This window comes from Bacillus sp. GM2, from assembly GCF_056155945.1.
In genome coordinates this window covers 2,439,512-2,456,761 of sequence record NZ_JBRKSZ010000007.1, presented here as the reverse complement: position 1 = coordinate 2,456,761, position 17,250 = coordinate 2,439,512, and the positions used below count along the sequence as shown (strand labels likewise).

Below are 17,250 nucleotides of genomic sequence, written 5' to 3'. Positions count from 1 at the left end.
TTGTTAGAATATGTTATTGAGCGGCAGCTTCGACATTGATCAGACCTTTCCCATAGTAGAAGGAGCTTCCCAAATAAGTCGCCGTGCTGGAGAGACGGTTGCGGACTTGTGAAGCTGAAAGGTTCGGATGTTTTGACAAGATCAAAGCTACTGCTCCCGCTACATGAGGAGAAGCCATTGACGTTCCGTTCAATGTTGCATAAGTGTTCGTTGGGTAAGTGCTGTATACGCCTGCGCCAGGAGCCATGACTTCAAGCTCTGCTCCCACGCTGGAAAATGAAGCTCTGCTGCTGTTAGAGTCTACCGCACCAACTGCGATGACAGAATCGTATTTCGCAGGATAGCCGATTGTATTCGTGTTTCCTGAAGATCCGCTGTTCCCCGCTGCAGCCACAACGACAACCCCTCTTGCATATGCATTGTCGACCGCCTGTTTCATCGCTGTCGAGCCTGATGGTCCCCCAAGGCTCATGTTGATAACATCCATGCCGTTTGTTGTCGCCCACTCGATTCCGCTTACAATGCCGCTGTATGATCCGCTTCCGCTTGAATTCAGCACTTTAACCGCGTACAAGGATACGCTCGGCGCAACGCCTAATACACCCGTTGTATTGTCAAGCGCAGCTACTGTACCGGCAACATGGGTGCCGTGTCCGTTGCCGTCGGTGTTATAAGCTTCGCCAGCCACAAAGCTTGCTCCGCCGACTACGTTCAATTCCGGATGAGAAGCTTGGATTCCTGTATCCAAGACGGCTACTTTTACATTCGCTCCCTTAAAGCCTTGAGCCTGCACTTTGTCCGCTTTAATGAGAGGAATGCCGTAAGGAACGGTTTGCGCCAAAGCATGGGCAACGTGATCCTCTTCCACATAAGCGACATCCGGATCATTTTTGACTTCCTCAAGCGCTTCTTTGTCTAGCTTCGCTTTTGCCGCGTTGATGATTCTAAACTGCTTGTCCACTTTTCCGCCGCTCTCTTTGATGATGTCCTTTTTGACGGATGTGGTTTTTACCCCTGACTTAAATCCGACAATATAATCCTTTTCAACATTTTTCGCCGGCTGAGCAGCAGAAGCGGAATCGCTGAATGCCATCGTGAACACGAGCATGAAGGCCGTCAGCATCCCAAGCCAAAAACTCTTTTTCCTCATCATTACTCACTCTCCTCCGTTTATTCAGAATAATTGGAATATAAGAATAATATACTATATTCGAATTATTCTGTTAATTTATTATAGAAAAAAAATGAATTATATGGAAGACCTATTTTTTTGAAAGACCAATTTAAATTTTTTTGGTTATTAATAACTGTTTTAGAAAAAAGTTCAGTTCGAAAGTATGAATAGACCGCTTCAGCCTGAAAGGGAAAGAGGTCCCGGAGGCCGCGAATGACAGGAGATTGACTCATCTGATTCATTTTATGAAAATACTATTCATTTATTTTATGAGATAATTTTTTGCCGAAGGGGGTTGCGGCCTTGTCGACCATCTATTAGAATATGCAATATATCGCATACAGAAACGGGTGAAAGATATGAAATCAGCTTATGTGAAAGGCGTATTGATGGTGCTTGCAGGGGCTTCATTGTGGGGATTATCGGGAAGCGCTGCACAGTACATATTTGAAAGGGGAGCGGTTGAAGCCGGCTCGCTTGTCTCTGTCAGGCTTCTGGCATCGGGAGTCATTCTCTTGTTATATGTTTCAATGAAAAACGGTTTTCAGCATGTGTGTCGGATATGGAAGAAAAAAACAGATATTTGTTCGATTTTAGTATTTTCCATTTTTGGAATGCTTGCTGTTCAATATACGTTTTTTGCTTCAATCGAAAAGGGCAATGCCGCGGCTGCTGCAATTCTTCAATACTTGGCGCCTTTTTTCGTATTGTTTTACCTATATGTTAGAAAAGAACTTCCGCCTAAGTGGAAAGATGCCGTACTTACTTTATTGGCGCTTTCCGGCGTGTTTCTTCTATTGACAGGCGGAAGGCCGGACAGTTTGTATATTCCGGCCGAGGCCGCCGTTTGGGGCATTTTGTCCGGCGGTGCGCTTGCTTTCTATACGGTTTTTGCAGGAGGATTAATTCAATCGTTCGGTGCTTTGACGGTTACGGGATGGGGTATGCTCGTCGGAGGGGCCGGAATTTCTTTTTTGTTTCCGCCGTTCCGGTTTGACCTTTCGCACATTGGGGCAGGGGAGGCGGCAGCGATTCTGTTTGTTGTATTGTGCGGCACAGCTTTGGCGTTTGCTCTATACATCGGCAGCCTCTCTTATCTTTCCGCAAAAGAAACGAGCTGCCTGAGCTGCGCCGAACCGCTTGCGGCTGTTCTGTCATCGGCGGTCTGGCTGGGTGTGCCGTTCAATGCCTTTCAAGGTGCCGGTACGGTAATGGTGATCATCACGGTTACCATCCTTTCCCTCAGCAGAGAAAGCAAAGCGGGGGATTCCGTGAATGAACGGGTGTAGAAAGGAGAAGGAGGCTCCTTTCTTTTTTTATAATGATAATGATTATCGTTGTCATTGATATGAAGTGTTGCTATAATAATTTCGTCTACTACCAGAAAAGGAGATACATATGAAGCCCAAGTATTTTGCTATTTTATTCCTATTGATGATATCAGTGTTGACAGCCTGCACGGGGGGAATCGAAAGTACGAAAACCTCCAGTCAGAATTCCGTGACAGTTAAGCACGACCTAGGAGAAACGAAAGTAAAGAACAATCCGAAAAAAGTTGTGGTTCTTGAATTGGGTTTTATTGACGCGCTCCTTGATGCGGGCATTAAGCCTGTCGGGATTGCTGATGACGGCAAACCTAAGTTTATTAACGAGAAGGTCGGAGAGAAAATCAAAGGGTATACTTCAGTCGGTTCGCGCGCTCAGCCAAGTTTTGAAAAAATTGCTGCTTTATAGCCCGATTTAATAATTGCCGATTCGAGCAGGCACAGCGGCGTCTATGATAAGCTGGCGAAAATTGCGCCGACAATCGCGCTGAAAAACTTGAATGCCGATTATCAGGACACGCTTGAAGCGTCTCTTACGATTGCAAAAGCCGTCGGCAAAGAAAGCGCAATGGAGAAAAAGTTGGCTGAACATAAACAAAAGCTGAATCAATTGAAACAGAAATTCGGCAGCCGGAAACAGAGCATTCTTCTGCTCGGAAACACAAATGAAGCAATCACTGTGCGCGACGAAAACTTTTTCACGTCTCAGCTTCTGACGAAAATCGGCTATACATACGGTGTCGGAGACAGCAGCAAAGACGATGCCGAAAACGGTGAATCCGTCAATATTAAAATGACGCTTGAGCAGCTGCTTGAGAAAGACCCCGACACCATTGTCCTGATGACGGGAGAAAAAGATAAAGTCGATGAAGACGGGAAAAGACCGATCGAAAAAGACCCTCTTTGGAAAAAGCTCAGCGCCGTCAAAAACGGCAAGGTTTATGAAGCCGACAGATTCGCCTGGTCGCTCCGCCGCAGTATTGACGGAGCAGATGCGCTGATAGATGAAATCGGTCAGCATCTTCTGTCTGAGGATCAAAAGAAATCTTAAGAGCCTGCCGGCTTGCTGGACGGGATGACGCATGCTTTTTACAAAAGCATGCGCCAGCGTGTCGACAAACCCTCGCATTCGTTGTCAGGCCTGCGCGTCGGTGCTCACGAATAGGAGAAGGATCAGCGGCTAACCGCCCAGGCGTCCTGCCTGAACGCCGCCGTCATCACATCCTGTGAAAGTCAGCTTCCGATGCTCGGCCTTCCTAGACTGCAAGGGTTGCGGGTCACGCTGAAAGGATGACAAAATCCCAAAACTAGGAGCCGTTTTGGGATTTTGTCAACAATCTGACGCATGCTTTTTACAAAGCATGCGCTTGTTTTTTTCTAAAGGAGTGACCTGTTTTGACATATATGAAACGTTTTGCACCGCTCATTTTTGTTTTTCTTTTGCTCGCGGGTTTTGCACTTTCTGTTTCAATCGGTTCGTCAACGATTGCGCTGCCCGACATTTGGGCAGCTGTGTTTATGTACGACGGTTCAAAATTGCACGCGATTATTCAGTCCATCCGAATTCCGCGCGCCTTGGCTGCCGCATTCATCGGCGCGAATCTAGGGGCCGCGGGCGCACTGATGCAGGCGGTGACAAGAAATGCGCTCGCATCTCCGAGCATCTTCGGAATCAATGCAGGGGCCTCTCTTGCTGTCGTATGCTTGACGGTGATGTTTCCTGCGCTTGTCGCTCCCCAGACAGCGATGGGAGCCGCTTTTGCCGGCGGTGCCGCGGCCGCGCTGGTCATGTACACGGTTGCCTCAGTATTCAGCGAACACGACAGGGATATCAGCTTTGCCTTGATCGGTGTCGTCATTCAGGCGATCATTGCTTCGATGACGCAAATGCTGCTCATTTTTCATGAAGAGTCGACGGAAACGCTATTGTTTTGGCTTTCCGGTTCTTTAGCGGGGAGCTCGTGGGATAAGCTTCATTTGTTGATTCCGGTAAGCATTGCAGGTTTGTTGACAGCTTTGGCCTTAGGGAGGGCGGCTTCCGTCATGAGTCTCGGAGATGATGTTTCACATGGGCTGGGGCAAAACGTATGGCTCAGCAGATTGTTCATCGCCATCACTGTTGTCGCGCTGGCGGGAGCATCCGTTTCCGCTGCCGGACCGATTGGTTTCATCGGTTTGATGGTTCCTCATATGATCCGGTATCTGATGGGGGCTGACTATCGGGTAGTGATTCCGTATTCGGCATTGCTTGGAGCCGTTCTTTTGCTGTTTGCCGATATTCTGTCCCGCTTTGTCTATTTTCCGTACCAAACACCGGTCGGAGTTGTCACAGCAATGATCGGGACGCCGTTTTTTATCTATTTGGCGAGAAGACGGAAAAAGGGGGCGGCATGATGAACAATACGGCAAGAAAAACGAAAAGACGGCGCGGGCAATCGGCGCTTGTCCTCTCTGCGTTATGCGCCTGTTTGTTGATGCTCATTGTGCTCAATTTGGCGATCGGCGATGAAAACATCGGACTGTGGGAGGTAATGAAATCACTGGCAGGGCAAGGGGATGCGGGAGTCCGCTTCTTGGTGATGGAATTTCAAATGCCGCGCATCCTTCTCGCTGTGCTTGCCGGAGGGGCGCTTTCAATCGCAGGTGTAGTCGCACAATCGCTGATGAAAAATCCGCTGGCCGCCCCTGACACGCTTGGAATTACAGGAGGAGCGGGTTTGGGCGCTGTGATCGTTACGGTCTTGTTTTCACAGCAAAGTCCGCTTCTGCTGACAGGCGCCGCCTTTTCCGGAAGCGTTTTGGCTGCGGCCCTCGTCTATTTATTAGCTTATCGAAACGGGATTTCTCCTGTGCGGCTGGCGCTTGTCGGGATCGCGGTCAATGCTTTCTGCCATTCAGGCATTCAGCTATTCATCTCAACGGGGAGCCCGAATGTCAACAACGCATTAATTTGGCTGAACGGAAGTCTGTGGGGGAGAGGCTGGGATGATGTACTGTCTCTTTTCATATGGTGCTGTCTGGTGATTCCTCCGATATGGTTTGCGGCAAAACCGCTCGATATCATCAAATCAGGGGACGGGATTGCCGTCGGCCTCGGCCTCCGGCTTGAAAGAACGCGGTTTCTGCTGCTTGCCGGTGCGGTCCTGCTGACAGCTGCGGCTGTGACCGCCGTGGGAACAATCGGTTTTATCGGGCTGATGGCGCCCCATATCGCAAGAAAACTGGCAGGGGCTGAATCGAGGATATTGATTCCCGTTTCAGCTCTCGTCGGCGGCATCGTTCTTTTGATAGCCGATGCTGCCGGAAGAGGCCTTGTTCCGCCGCTTGAAATACCGGCTGGATTGATCGCAGCCATTATCGGCGGTCCGTATTTTATCTATTTGCTGCGCCGCGAAGCGAGGCATGCCGTCTTTTTTTAATCTGACAAATGTTGTGAAAGATTGTAATCCTTCACATGCCATTTATTTTCATGGAATTTGATGTTGCTTAGGCAGGCATTGACGAGCTTCGTATTTTCCAGATTGATGTCGCCGTTTGAGATTTTTGACAGAAGAGCGTGTATCGCGGCTCCGTGTGCGACGATCAGCACTTTTTTGTTCGGATACCGCTCGCTGACCTTTTGAACGCCGGCCATCAGCCGTTTGGCAAGCGCTTCTTTTGATTCCTGATTCGGATATTCTTTATCGGGATAGAGCCTCGTTCTTTCTTCGAATGGCATCCCTTCTGCATCTCCGTAATTCCTTTCGATGAAATCTTCCATTTCGATGATTTCAAGTCCCAGGTATTGATTGATGATTTCAGCGGTTTCTTTCGCTCTTCTTAAAGGGCTTGTAATGATGACGTCCCAGTCAGACCCTTTCAAAAACGCTCCGGTTTCTTTTGCTTGTTTTTGACCGGTTTCATTTAAAGGGATATCGGTTCTTCCCTGCAGTTTTCCTAAAGCATTCCAGTCCGTCTCGCCGTGCCGGATCAAACAAATCGCAGTCATTCTGAAAAATCTCCTTTCGATGTCGGCTTTCGCGTTTTTCGGTGATATGGCTATTATACTAAATTTAAAAAACAGAACCACGAAATATGACTGGCACAGAACAACATTTACACGATTTTTTCAAACAGGAGCGCAGCGCCGATTATGCGGATCTGCAAACATCGCTGAGCGTGGCCATGATGGCTGTGAATGTCATATCTTTGACTTGCATAGAAGACTTTCAGATAACGCAATAGAATCAGGTTGCAAAAGGATGAAAGAAAAATACACAGGTCATGAATTGACCTGTGTACGGTAACGGCTTATTTTTTTGTCAGCTCTACGAGAGAATCGACTGAAACCGCGACTTGTGAGACGGCGGCATTGACATCTTGAAGGCCGCTTAAAAACGCCTGCAGGTCGCCTTCGATCCGGCCGCTTTGCTCTTTGCTCGTTTTCATATTGGAGACGATATCATCGAATAGATGATTGATCTCCGACATCTTGTCTTTGCTTTCGTTCACGAGCTGGTTTACATCTGTAATATGCTTCGTGACGATCGAGATTTGCGCGTTTGTGTTATTGACGAGCTCAGATACGGTGGAGACGGTTTTTTTCGTATCATCGGACAGCTTTCTGACTTCGTTTGCGACGACTGCGAACCCTTTGCCGTGCTCTCCCGCTCTTGCCGATTCGATCGAGGCGTTGAGCGAAAGCAAATTCGTCTGCTCGGCAATGCCTGTTACGATTCCGAAAATCTTTTCGATCTGCAGCGCGATTTCTTCCAGCTTTTTAATTTCCTGCTCGATTTGCGTCATGCTGCTTCCCATTTGATTCAGCTGCTGTTCCTGCTCTTCAAGCTCCTTTTTTCCGCCGATCGATTTTTGTTCGACAGAAACGGCTGTCTTCGTTCCGGCTCTTGACGTTTCGGCGATTTCGGACGATTTGTCGACCAATTCCTGTACAGCGCCCGTTGTTTCGGCAAATAAAGCGGCCAAAGAACCGGAAGTATCTTTGATTTGCCTGTGAAGTTCATTTTTGCTCTCTTCATCAAGTCTGCGGAGCCTTGCATGCTCGTCTTCAAAGGCTTCGAGGACGATCTGCTGTTCAATGTTGAGAATTTTGGTGACGGCTTTGACTGACCGCCTGTATTCCTCACCGGATAATGCGTTTTCAAAGATTGTCAGCATGGAAAGAAGGAGATCTTGAAATGCCCCCAAATACCACTTTGGCAAGAGCCCAATGCGAAGATGAACGTGGGCGATCCGGATTCTTTTTTCTAAAAAGGCTTCGTCGATGACCCCCGAAAACATTTCCTGGATGTGGATCGTCAATGTCTTTTTGAGACGGTCGACTGAGCTGTGGTCATGGATGATCTCCATCAAAGAGTTTTCATGCTCAAGGTTTTGGTAAAACCGGGTGACGATGGTTTCGATATGTTCAGTGACTAAAGGCTTCAGCCTGCTCAGCACCCAAAGATCCTCATCCGTCAAATCGACCATTGCCAGCTGTTTTTTAAATTCTGCGTGCTGATTGAGCCTGATTCTTTTTGTTTGGTCAGGGCCTTCTTCAGCAAAGAATGATCGTTCTGTCTTTCTATCCTTTTTGAATAACACGATTGTATCCCCCTGTAATCGTTAATGATAAAACTGCCGTTTTTATGAAATTTCCAGCATTTATCTTTTTATCGGCAATTTTTCATTACTTTTTAACTTGTACACCTCAGCTTTCCGGATCTTTCAGAGGTTCTACGGCAGGACCCTCGATGACATCGCCGTCGATCGAAAACCTTGAGCCGTGGCACGGACAGTCCCATGTCTTTTCTCCGTCATTCCACTCGACTTCGCAGCCCATATGGGTGCATGTTGTGTCAACCAGATGAAGCTCGCCTTTTTCATCGCGATAAGCACCCGCACGCTTCCCGGCATGCGACACGACCGCGCCTTCTCCGTTGATAAGGTCTTCCGGCTTCCTGATCGGCTGTTCAAGTTTTCCTTCGGCAAAGTGTTTTGCAACATCCGCGTTATAGGAAATCACTTTTTTGATGCTTGGATCCGGGTGGAAACGGGCCGGTTGAAAGACGGCTTGATAAGGATTGTCTTCGCCTGCGATATGATCTGTCATCAGCTGCGCGGCGAGGGTGCTCGTTGTCATGCCCCATTTCCGAAAACCGGTGGCAACGAGAATGCGCTTTTCTTTCGGATAGATCGGCCCGATATACGGAATTTTGTCAAGCGTGATTAAATCTTGCGCTGACCAGCGGTAAGGGATCGATTCAATGCCGAGCACGCCTTCCGCAAATGATTCAAGCGCCTGATAATGCTTGATTGTATCTTCTCCCTGGCCGGTTTTGTGGCTTTCACCTCCGACAAGAACCATTTTTTCTCCGTCGATCGTCACCGAACGGAGCGAGCGTGAAGGCTGATCTATACTTAAATACATGCCGCCTGGATACGGCGTTTTTGGCTTGACCGCGAGCACGTATGACCGGCTCGGCTCAAGCCTTGCAAAATAGAAGCCTTTTTTATCATGAAACGGAAAGTGCGTGCAGCACGCGACATAATCGCTGAAGATTTGATGCCCGTTTCTTGTCAGCACTTTCGGCCGGTCGCCTTCTTTGATTTCCTTAGCCGCCGTGTTTTCGTAAATTTTTCCGCCGGCTTCCCGGACGGTCTCTGCAAGGTGTTTCAAATAGTGAAGCGGATGGAACTGGGCCTGGTTTTTCATGACAAGTCCTGCTTTTATATCGATGGGTACGGGGAGATCTTTGATGAATTCCCTGTCAATCCCGAGCTTTTGGTATGCTTCATATTCCTTTCTGATTTTTTGGACTGATTGTTCTTCAGTTGTGTAAATGCACGCGTCCTGTTCTTCAAAATCGCACGGGATCTTTTGCTCAAGCACGAGGTTTTTGATAAAGGACAGCGCCTTGACGTTTGCTTCATAATACAGTCTCGCATTCGGCATTCCGATATGCCCGATCAGCTCATCATAGATCAGATCATGCTGCGCGGTGATTTTCGCTGTCGTATAGCCGGTTGTTCCGTCGAGTATCCGGCCGGATTCGATCAAGACGACACTGTAGCCTTTTTTCGTCAGTAAATAAGCAGTCGTCAGTCCGGTCATGCCGCCCCCGATGACGGCAACATCTGTTTTGACATCTTCAGACAGTTCCTCGAACGAAGGAAGGTCTGTACTGTTTCTCCAATACGATTCAGGCGAGTCCGGCAATTTTCGTTCTTGATTGCTCACAAAATTCCCTCCATCATGCATCTGTTTTGTTCTTAAATTTTCCCAATTGAGAAATAATCATGCATGTGAAACGGCTTGTCATAAAAAAGGGGCGTTTTCATAAAATAGTAAGGTTGAATCGATGTGAAGGAGGGAATCGTTTTGAGCAAGCAGCCGAAGAAAGTACTGCCTCCCCAGCACCAAACGCAGCGTCCGGGATTGGAGTATTTGATGGATCCCCGGCCCGTTTTTGACCGGCCGAAACGAGAGCGGAAACTGGCCGGGAAAACCGCGATTATTACGGGGGGAGACAGCGGAATCGGCCGTGCCGTGTCCGTTTTGTTTGCGAAGGAAGGCGCGAACATTGTCATCGTTTACTTAAATGAACACCGCGATGCAGAAGAAACAAAGGGATATGTGGAAAAAGAAGGGGGCGGATGCAAGCTGATCGCAGGAGACATCGGAGACGAGGCTTTTTGCAACGATGTGGTGCGCCAGGCAAAGGAAGCATTCCCAACGATCGATATACTCGTCAATAATGCGGCTGAACAGCATCCGCAAAAGGGAATCGAAAAAATTACAAGCCATCAGCTGATCCGTACGTTTCAGACGAATATTTTTTCCATGTTTTATTTGACAAAAGCTGTGCTGCCGCATTTGAAAAAAGGCAGCTCAATCATCAATACCACTTCGATTACGGCTTATGCCGGCAATGAAAGGCTGATCGATTATTCTTCGACGAAAGGAGCGATTACATCATTTACGCGTTCGCTTGCTTTGTCGCTTGTCGATCAGGGTATCCGTGTGAATGGGGTGGCGCCGGGTCCGATTTGGACGCCGCTGATTCCGTCGACGTTTACGGAGAGAGAGGTCGAAATATTCGGTTCAACAACGCCGATGGAACGGCCCGGACAGCCTGCTGAAGTGGCGCCGAGCTATTTGTTTCTAGCCAGCGACGATTCTTCTTACATGACGGGCCAAGTGCTCCATGTCAACGGTGGAACGATTATTAACGGATAAAAGGGCCGGGACTATTCATAAGCCGGCTCTTTTCGCGTAAAAAAGCCAATCCGGGAGGGATTGGCCGTTATGCGTGCTTTTTCAGCGCTGTATATTCTCTTGAAAGTTCAAGGAAAGATTGCTTATCTCCTTTGTCTAACGCTTCATTAATCTTCTTGTTCAGCGTGTGCAAACGCCGTTTAAAAAGCGATTCATCAAGGACCATTTGAATGTAGATATCCGTGATGGTTACATCAAGTTCTTTCACCTTTTGGGTATTGCGGGACTTCATGAGCTCAGCGTACGACTTTTTCTCTTTCATAAAGATTCCCCCTGATGCCTTTTTTATAGTATATGGATTACGTAACAAAAAATCAATAAGTATTTATAATTTTTAGATAATTATTCGGAGATGCGTGTTTATGAGAATAAAAGTTTGTATATTTGGACAAAGAAACACGGATTTAATCGAACAAAACATAAAAATGGAATTTCAAAAACATATTTTCAAATTAATTGGAAAAAATCCTGTCGTTTTGTAAAGGATAATGTTAGATTAATAGTATAAATTTACTAACGATTAGGAGGATCATGATGAGCACAGAGGATATGACAAAAGATACGTATGAAGTAAACAGTTCGACAATGGCTGTCCTGCCTCTGGGAGAGGGGGAGAAACCCGCCTCAAAAATACTCGAGACCGACAGGACTTTCCGCGTCAATATGAAGCCGTTTCAGATCATCGAAAGAAGCTGCCGCTATTTCGGATCGAGCTATGCGGGGAGAAAAGCGGGCACATATGAAGTCATTAAAGTTTCCCATAAACCGCCGATCATGGTGGATCACTCAAACAATATTTTTCTTTTTCCCACATTTTCCTCAACTCGTCCTCAGTGCGGGTGGCTTTCCCATGCGCATGTTCACGAGTTTTGCGCGGCAAAGTATGACAACACGTTTGTCACGTTTGTCAACGGTGAAACGCTGGAGCTGCCCGTATCCATCACATCTTTTGAAAACCAGGTTTACCGAACGGCATGGCTGAGAACAAAATTTATCGACCGGATTGAAGGAAACGCCATGCAGAAGAAACAGGAATTTATGCTCTATCCGAAGGAAGACCGGAATCAGCTGATATACGAATTCATCCTCAGGGAGCTGAAAAAGCGCTATTGATCGGGAGCGGCTTTGAATAAATAGTGCTCAAGAAGCCTGGATACCTGGTTGCGGATGCGGGGATTAAAATAGTTATGCTCTTCTTCGTATCCCTCATATATAAAGGAATACATCGTAAAGGCTTCGTCCCGTGACACTTCATGCACCTTGATTTTCCGCCGGCGCAGTTCATTTTTTACGTCGTACAGATCGCGCTGGGCAAGCTTTAACGCCTGTTCGATCAGACGCTGATAGGGGTCTTTCAGCTTGAACGGCCCCTGCTGGATGATTTTCATGTCCCGGTTTAATATGCTGATGGTCATCGGGAGGTAAATTGCCTTTTCAATCATATCCCTGGCTTCGGCGGGAATTCTTGTCATGGCTTTTCTCCTCATTTCTTTTGTTGATTAGGAACGTTTGTTCTGTTTTTATTTTACACGAAAGACGGTCTTTTAATCAAGAACGGGAAAAAATGACTAAAATGATCAAGTTGTTTCAGACTAATACAGAAAACACCGAGACGGATGATTTAAAGTTTTTGATTTAAAGTGTAGAATAGAAGTAGACAACCGCCCTGAGGAGAATCAATGTTGGAGCAATTATTCAGCTATTTTACAGAAGAGAATTTAACAGAGTTTTTTCAGAGCTACAGGGCTTTTGGTCCTTTTGTAGCCGTACTGCTGCCGTTTATTGAAGCGCTGCTCCCGTTTTTACCCCTGCTCGTGTTTGTTGTCGCCAATGTAAATTCGTTCGGTTTATGGCAGGGGTTCTTGTTGACGTGGATCGGGGCATCTTTAGGCTCTATAGCGGTTTTTCTTTTTATCCGCCATTTCGGCCAGCAAAAAGCACTCGGTTTTATCCGCAGGCATCCATCCGTAAAAAAACTGATGATCTGGGTGGAAAAACGGGGCTTCGGTCCGCTGTTTCTCCTGCTTTGCTTTCCATTCACGCCTTCGGCGGCGGTAAATGTTGTGGCAGGACTTTCGAGAGTCAGCCTGCTGCCTTTTTCACTGGCGGTGCTTTGCGGCAAGTTCGTGATGATATTTATGGTGAGCTTTGTCGGCCATGATCTGAAGGCGCTTTTTACCCAGCCTTTGCGGACAGCTGCCGTGATCATCGTCATGCTGATCTTATGGTACGCCGGAAAACGGGTTGAACATCGTCTGAACGTGAGATTCAGCCAGAGAGAGAAAGACTAGGGGGACACAGAATTGAAAAAGCGTTTTTTGGTCATAGCCGGGGTGCTGCTTGTCATCGTCGTCGGGATTCAGGTCAAAAATGCCGTTTTCATTGAATATAAAGTAGAAGGCGTCAGCATGAATCCGACCTTTCAGGAGGGCAACGAACTTTTGATCAACAGGTTCGCCCACCACTTTAAAACGATCAGCCGATTTGACATCGTGCTGTTTAAAGGACCTGACAAAGATATATTCATTAAAAGGGTGATCGGGCTTCCGGGCGAAACCCTCCGGTATGAAGATGATCAGCTGTATATCAACGAAGAAAAGATCAAAGAGCCTTATCTGGACGATTTAAAGGCCGTCACTGCCGGAGGGGACTTGACAGGGGATTTTACGCTGAAGGAAGTGACCGGAGAGGAAAAGGTGCCTGAAAACGAGTACTTCGTCCTCGGGGACAACCGGATCCACAGCTTTGACAGCCGCCATTTCGGCTTTGTTTCAGACCGGGACATCGTCGGGATTGTGACAGAAAGAATTAATAAAAAGTGATTGGAGAATGCGGCGGAAAGCAAGCGGCCGGCCGAAAGGAATACGATTTCGCAGATGTCGTGTCCGAAAATGTCAATTTGCAGAACAGGATCAAAAAAGACGTATTCGCAAGAAAAGCCCGGGATTCCGGGCTTTTTTTCTTGCTATTTCAGTTTGATCGCATTGATTCGTTTTTGCAGCTTCATTTTTTCGGCGGATGCTTTCAGCTTGCTGACCGCTGATTGCGCTGCCGATTTTGTTTTTTTTGTTCTCTTTTGTTCGGCCGTTTTAACTTTGGCTTTCGCCGCTGCCACTTTTTTGTTATAGGCTGCTGCGGCTTGCTTTTTCGCGGTGTTCAGCTTTTTTTGCAGATTTGATTTGTCTTTTCCGGCAGGCAGCTCATTGATCGCTTTTTGCGCTTTGCCGAGGTTTGAGTCTGTGGCCGCTTTTTCAGCTTTGGCAACGGCCTGCTTTGCGGTGTTCAAGAGGCTTGAGCGGACCGCGTTGATCCGTTTTTGCAAATTCGTTTTGAAAGTGCCGCTGTCGAGTTCATTGACCGCTTTTTGGGCTGCGTCGGCATTGGTTTTCTTTTTTTGCTTCTCTGCGAGTTTCACTTTGCTTTCGGCTGTCTTTTTAAGCTGCTCTTTAACAGCATCAAGCCTCTTTTTCAAAGCGGTTTTATCGGCGTTTGCAGGCAGCGGTTCGATCGCTTTTTGCGCGGTTTGAATGTCCGCTTTTTTCTTTGTCTTTTCCGCTTGTCCGACTGCTTTTTGCGCTTTCTCCAACGGCTGTGTGATCTCTTTGAAGCGGATTAATCCGTAGCCGAACAAATGATCACGGCCGGGAGCGCCCAAGTCGCTTGTATAAATCTGCATTTTCTTGCGCAGCTCAGCATTTGAAGCGGTTGGGTACAGCTGTTTCAAAAGAGCAAACATTCCGGCGACGTGCGGCGTTGCCTGTGAAGTGCCGCTTCCGATTGCATAGCCGCGGTCGGAAGATGTACTGATAATCGATGTGCCGGGAGCGGCAAACTCGACGGCGCTGCCGGTGTTGGAAAATGAGGCGATCTTATTTTTTTCATTGGTGGCCGAGACGGCAATGACGCTGCTGTAGGCGGCCGGGTAATAAACGGATTTTCCGTTTCCGGCATTTCCGCTCGCGCCGACTAAAATCATTCCCCTTTTGTACGCTCTATCTACTGCATCGTGGAGCACTTGACTGTCGCCTGAAACGACGAGGCTCATATTGATGATATCGATTCCGTGCTGGATCGACCAATCGATGCCTTGTAAGATGCCTTTCAGATCCCCCGTACCATTCCGGTCCAGCGCTTTTACGGCATACAGCTGCGCGCCGGGCGCGATGCCGTCGATCCCCCGTCCGTTATGCTTTGCTCCGATGATTCCGGCAACATGTGTTCCGTGGCCGTTATCATCACGGTATGAAGCGGTATAGCCGACCATCGATGCACCGCCTGCGATCGACAGCTCCTCATGGGGGGAAATCCCGCTGTCAATAACCGCAATTTTCACCTGTTTTCCGGTCAAACCTTTATTCCAAGCCAGTGCGGCTTGAATCGGCTTGATGTTCCACTGTGAAAACGCGGAGGCGGTTTGCGCTGTACTGCTGGAGACAGCTTTTAGAGCGGTGCTGTCGGCAGCAGCTACCGGGAGGTTGTCTTCGACATACAGGACATCGGGATCTTGTTCAAGTTCCCGCACAGTTTTGTCGTCCGCAGTGACAGCGGCTGCGGGAATGTGCCGGTAAACGTGTTCTATTGTGTCTGCTTGTTCGATGACGTTTTCTTTTCCGCTGGCATTTTTATATATGACAATGACTTCGTTTTCCTGCTTATTGCTTTCCGCTTGAATGCGGGGTGAATTTGCGAAAAAACCGACGAACATTGCAGCGGACACCGCGATTTTCCATAACTTTTTCATCCGGCTCTCCTCCTTATTTAGCGGCATTCGCTATATATATCGGAGAGTTTTTGAATTTTCAAAGAGAAAGAAAGCCGGTCTTAAGGGCGCTCGTCGTGCACCTCAGTTCTTGAAATGTTAAGAACACTGCTATATCAACGTTTGTGGAGCCTTTCTATTTATTTGGGAAGTGCTTTTTTTAATAAATTGGGCACTCCCAGGTTTGTTTTAAAAAAGAGCCATCTTTTTACCTGTCATTTATTGAACAGCTCTTAAGTGTTTTGCTTGTAAAATAATATGTTAATCATTATTACTTTTATAGAAATGAGAGAACTGGAAAAAATAAGACTAGCTTCTCTTGATGTATTTTTAAGCATACACCTTTTGTCTAAAATGTATAATGTTACTTTTGTTTTTGTTGAAAGTGAACAATGTTATTGACTGGCTTATAACCTACAATTTAATTAAATAATAAAAAGGGAGCGTGTCATACCGTGGAAAAAACAATGAAACATGACCCCGATTATTACAAAAAGATCATTATTGCATTGTGTTTAGGGTGGGTAGCTATTTGGATTTATCGTACAATCCTTACGCCAATATATCCACAGATTCAAGAATCATTAGGAAATATTAGTGACACACAAATGGGGTTGGTTGCTTCTATTTATTTCTTTGCCTATACGGGTATGCAAATTCCGTCAGGAGCACTTGTCGATAAATTTGGACAGAAAAAGGTGTTAATTCCTGCATTTATCGTTTTTGCGCTGGCTGCATTTGTAATTGGCACAAGTTCAACTATCATGCAAGTATACATTGGTTCATTATTGGCTGGTATTTCGACTGGTTCATATTACGGTGCAGCCTTTTCCTTATCAGCGAAATATACGCCAAAAGATAAAAAAAGCTTTTCCAATGCGATTATAAATAGCGGTTCAGCATTAGGAATGGTCATTGGACTAATCGGATCATCGGTTTTAGTAGGCGGTTTTGAAATTCAATGGAATTATATGCTTTTTATAACGGCTATCGTTATCGTAGCTGTAACATTCGTGTTTGTGTTGTTTATTAAACAAGATAAAACATCAGATAAGGAAGCGGCTGAAGAGAAGAAAGATACCGTACAAAGCACAGATATTCAAAATGAAAGCTTATTTTCTCCAAGACAATTAGTTGTATATTTTGTATATTTTGCAACATGCTATGGCTATTATATGATTGTTACTTGGCTGCCATCCTTCCTTGTAGCAGAAAAAGGATTTGCTCAAGGTTCAGTAGGATATGTAGCTGCACTAGTTGCGGTCACTGCAGTGCCTGGTGCTTTGATATTTACTAAATACATAGACAAACATGCACATTTGCGTCTGCGTTTAATTTTATTTCTATTAATTGCTGCGGCAATAACAATTAGTTTGACAGTATTTGCACCAAATCCTGCAGTACTGTATATTGCATTAATTTTATATGGCTTATTAGGTAAACTTGCGATTGATCCAGTTTTAATAACCTATGTATCTGATTCCGTATCAGGAGATAGAGTCGCCAGGGCATTAACTCTCTTTAACTTCTTTGGAATGAGTTCATCTGTTATTGCACCAACACTTACTGGTTATATTGGTGATGTAACTGGCTCGCAAGTATTAGCATTCTATATTGCAACCATCCTTCTTGCAGCAGCAGCGTTGCTATTTTTCCTTGTGGTTATGTTAAGACAGAATAAAACAGCAGCTAACTAAATAAATAGAAAAGAAAACTTCCGGTGGTTCTCCTTTTG

15 protein-coding genes and 2 pseudogenes are annotated in these 17,250 nt (G+C 46.4%); 9 read left to right on the top strand and 8 right to left on the bottom strand.

Features of this window, described 5'->3' with window-relative positions; all coding sequences use genetic code 11:
• Positions 1–13 precede the first annotated feature (13 nt).
• Positions 14–1,150: a S8 family peptidase gene (locus ACVC9U_RS13500; protein WP_075755004.1), complete on the bottom strand. Its 1,137-nt coding sequence runs from the start codon at positions 1,148–1,150 to the stop codon at positions 14–16.
• 383 nt (positions 1,151–1,533) lie between these two features.
• Between ACVC9U_RS13500 and ACVC9U_RS13495 the strand changes: the two genes are divergently transcribed.
• From ACVC9U_RS13495 to ACVC9U_RS13480, 4 genes and pseudogenes are all read left to right on the top strand, one after another.
• A complete protein-coding gene (locus ACVC9U_RS13495) occupies positions 1,534–2,463 on the top strand; it encodes a DMT family transporter (protein ID WP_075754840.1) in 930 nt (309 codons plus the stop codon).
• Positions 2,464–2,572: 109 nt separating this feature from the next.
• Positions 2,573–3,550: pseudogene (locus tag ACVC9U_RS13490) on the top strand (ABC transporter substrate-binding protein).
• A gap of 344 nt (positions 3,551–3,894) precedes the next feature.
• On the top strand, positions 3,895–4,893 hold the full coding sequence (locus ACVC9U_RS13485) for a FecCD family ABC transporter permease (protein ID WP_075754844.1): 999 nt from the start codon (positions 3,895–3,897) through the stop codon (positions 4,891–4,893).
• Positions 4,893–5,918 carry a FecCD family ABC transporter permease gene (locus tag ACVC9U_RS13480; protein WP_075754846.1) on the top strand — a complete coding sequence of 342 codons (1,026 nt, stop codon included), beginning with the start codon at positions 4,893–4,895 and terminating at the stop codon, positions 5,916–5,918. The genes ACVC9U_RS13485 and ACVC9U_RS13480 overlap by 1 nt, the downstream gene beginning before the upstream one ends.
• Here the strand turns inward: ACVC9U_RS13480 and ACVC9U_RS13475 are convergent.
• The 4 genes and pseudogenes from ACVC9U_RS13475 to ACVC9U_RS13460 form a co-directional block, all read right to left on the bottom strand.
• Positions 5,915–6,487, bottom strand: coding sequence for a histidine phosphatase family protein (locus ACVC9U_RS13475; RefSeq protein ID WP_075754848.1), 573 nt, complete (start codon positions 6,485–6,487; stop codon positions 5,915–5,917). The genes ACVC9U_RS13480 and ACVC9U_RS13475 overlap by 4 nt on opposite strands.
• A 302-nt stretch (positions 6,488–6,789) precedes the next feature.
• Entirely contained in the window at positions 6,790–7,284 is a 495-nt protein-coding gene (locus ACVC9U_RS13470) for a methyl-accepting chemotaxis protein (RefSeq protein WP_237562672.1), read from the bottom strand.
• A 264-nt stretch (positions 7,285–7,548) separates the two neighbouring features.
• Positions 7,549–8,082 (bottom strand): annotated as a pseudogene (locus tag ACVC9U_RS13465) (protoglobin family protein); the annotation flags it as partial.
• A 106-nt stretch (positions 8,083–8,188) separates the two neighbouring features.
• A complete protein-coding gene (locus ACVC9U_RS13460) occupies positions 8,189–9,739 on the bottom strand; it encodes an FAD-dependent oxidoreductase (RefSeq protein ID WP_075754852.1) in 1,551 nt (516 codons plus the stop codon).
• Between the two features lie 120 nt (positions 9,740–9,859).
• Between ACVC9U_RS13460 and ACVC9U_RS13455 the strand changes: the two genes are divergently transcribed.
• Complete coding sequence (locus ACVC9U_RS13455) at positions 9,860–10,717, top strand: SDR family oxidoreductase (RefSeq protein WP_075754854.1); 858 nt, start codon at positions 9,860–9,862, stop codon at positions 10,715–10,717.
• A 67-nt stretch (positions 10,718–10,784) separates the two neighbouring features.
• On the opposite strand, the gene ACVC9U_RS13450 is transcribed toward ACVC9U_RS13455, so the two are convergent.
• Positions 10,785–11,018 (bottom strand): IDEAL domain-containing protein, encoded by a 234-nt coding sequence (locus ACVC9U_RS13450; protein WP_020450828.1) that lies wholly within the window; start codon positions 11,016–11,018, stop codon positions 10,785–10,787.
• A 272-nt stretch (positions 11,019–11,290) separates the two neighbouring features.
• Between ACVC9U_RS13450 and ACVC9U_RS13445 the strand changes: the two genes are divergently transcribed.
• A complete protein-coding gene (locus tag ACVC9U_RS13445) occupies positions 11,291–11,869 on the top strand; it encodes a competence protein ComK (RefSeq protein ID WP_026579946.1) in 579 nt (192 codons plus the stop codon).
• On the opposite strand, the gene ACVC9U_RS13440 is transcribed toward ACVC9U_RS13445, so the two are convergent.
• A complete protein-coding gene (locus ACVC9U_RS13440) occupies positions 11,863–12,228 on the bottom strand; it encodes a YhjD family protein (protein WP_075754856.1) in 366 nt (121 codons plus the stop codon). The genes ACVC9U_RS13445 and ACVC9U_RS13440 overlap by 7 nt on opposite strands.
• 207 nt (positions 12,229–12,435) lie before the next feature.
• Here ACVC9U_RS13440 and ACVC9U_RS13435 point away from each other — a divergent pair, with 207 nt between their 5' ends.
• Both ACVC9U_RS13435 and lepB read left to right on the top strand, forming a co-directional pair.
• Complete coding sequence (locus ACVC9U_RS13435; protein ID WP_043927307.1) at positions 12,436–13,047, top strand: TVP38/TMEM64 family protein; 612 nt, start codon at positions 12,436–12,438, stop codon at positions 13,045–13,047.
• Positions 13,048–13,059: 12 nt separating this feature from the next.
• Entirely contained in the window at positions 13,060–13,578 is a 519-nt protein-coding gene (gene lepB, locus ACVC9U_RS13430; protein WP_075754858.1) for a signal peptidase I, read from the top strand.
• A gap of 143 nt (positions 13,579–13,721) precedes the next feature.
• Here the strand turns inward: lepB and ACVC9U_RS13425 are convergent, their stop codons facing one another.
• Positions 13,722–15,497, bottom strand: a complete 1,776-nt coding sequence (locus tag ACVC9U_RS13425; RefSeq protein ID WP_441391162.1) for a S8 family peptidase — start codon at positions 15,495–15,497, stop codon at positions 13,722–13,724.
• A 473-nt stretch (positions 15,498–15,970) separates the two neighbouring features.
• Between ACVC9U_RS13425 and ACVC9U_RS13420 the strand changes: the two genes are divergently transcribed.
• Entirely contained in the window at positions 15,971–17,212 is a 1,242-nt protein-coding gene (locus ACVC9U_RS13420; protein WP_145653627.1) for an MFS transporter, read from the top strand.
• Positions 17,213–17,250: the final 38 nt, after the last annotated feature.

Bases quoted from the DNA above. Each gene is read 5' to 3' on its own strand.
- ACVC9U_RS13500 (WP_075755004.1), bottom strand. From the start codon at position 1,150: ATGAGGAAAAAGAGTTTTTGGCTTGGGATGCTGACGGCCTTCATGCTC.
- ACVC9U_RS13495 (WP_075754840.1), top strand. From the start codon at position 1,534: ATGAAATCAGCTTATGTGAAAGGCGTATTGATGGTGCTTGCAGGGGCT.
- ACVC9U_RS13480 (WP_075754846.1), top strand. From the start codon at position 4,893: ATGAACAATACGGCAAGAAAAACGAAAAGACGGCGCGGGCAATCGGCG.
- ACVC9U_RS13475 (WP_075754848.1), bottom strand. From the start codon at position 6,487: ATGACTGCGATTTGTTTGATCCGGCACGGCGAGACGGACTGGAATGCT.
- ACVC9U_RS13470 (WP_237562672.1), bottom strand. From the start codon at position 7,284: ATGACGCAAATCGAGCAGGAAATTAAAAAGCTGGAAGAAATCGCGCTG.
- ACVC9U_RS13460 (WP_075754852.1), bottom strand. From the start codon at position 9,739: ATGCATGATGGAGGGAATTTTGTGAGCAATCAAGAACGAAAATTGCCG.
- ACVC9U_RS13450 (WP_020450828.1), bottom strand. From the start codon at position 11,018: ATGAAAGAGAAAAAGTCGTACGCTGAGCTCATGAAGTCCCGCAATACC.
- ACVC9U_RS13445 (WP_026579946.1), top strand. From the start codon at position 11,291: ATGAGCACAGAGGATATGACAAAAGATACGTATGAAGTAAACAGTTCG.
- ACVC9U_RS13440 (WP_075754856.1), bottom strand. From the start codon at position 12,228: ATGACAAGAATTCCCGCCGAAGCCAGGGATATGATTGAAAAGGCAATT.
- ACVC9U_RS13435 (WP_043927307.1), top strand. From the start codon at position 12,436: ATGTTGGAGCAATTATTCAGCTATTTTACAGAAGAGAATTTAACAGAG.
- ACVC9U_RS13425 (WP_441391162.1), bottom strand. From the start codon at position 15,497: ATGAAAAAGTTATGGAAAATCGCGGTGTCCGCTGCAATGTTCGTCGGT.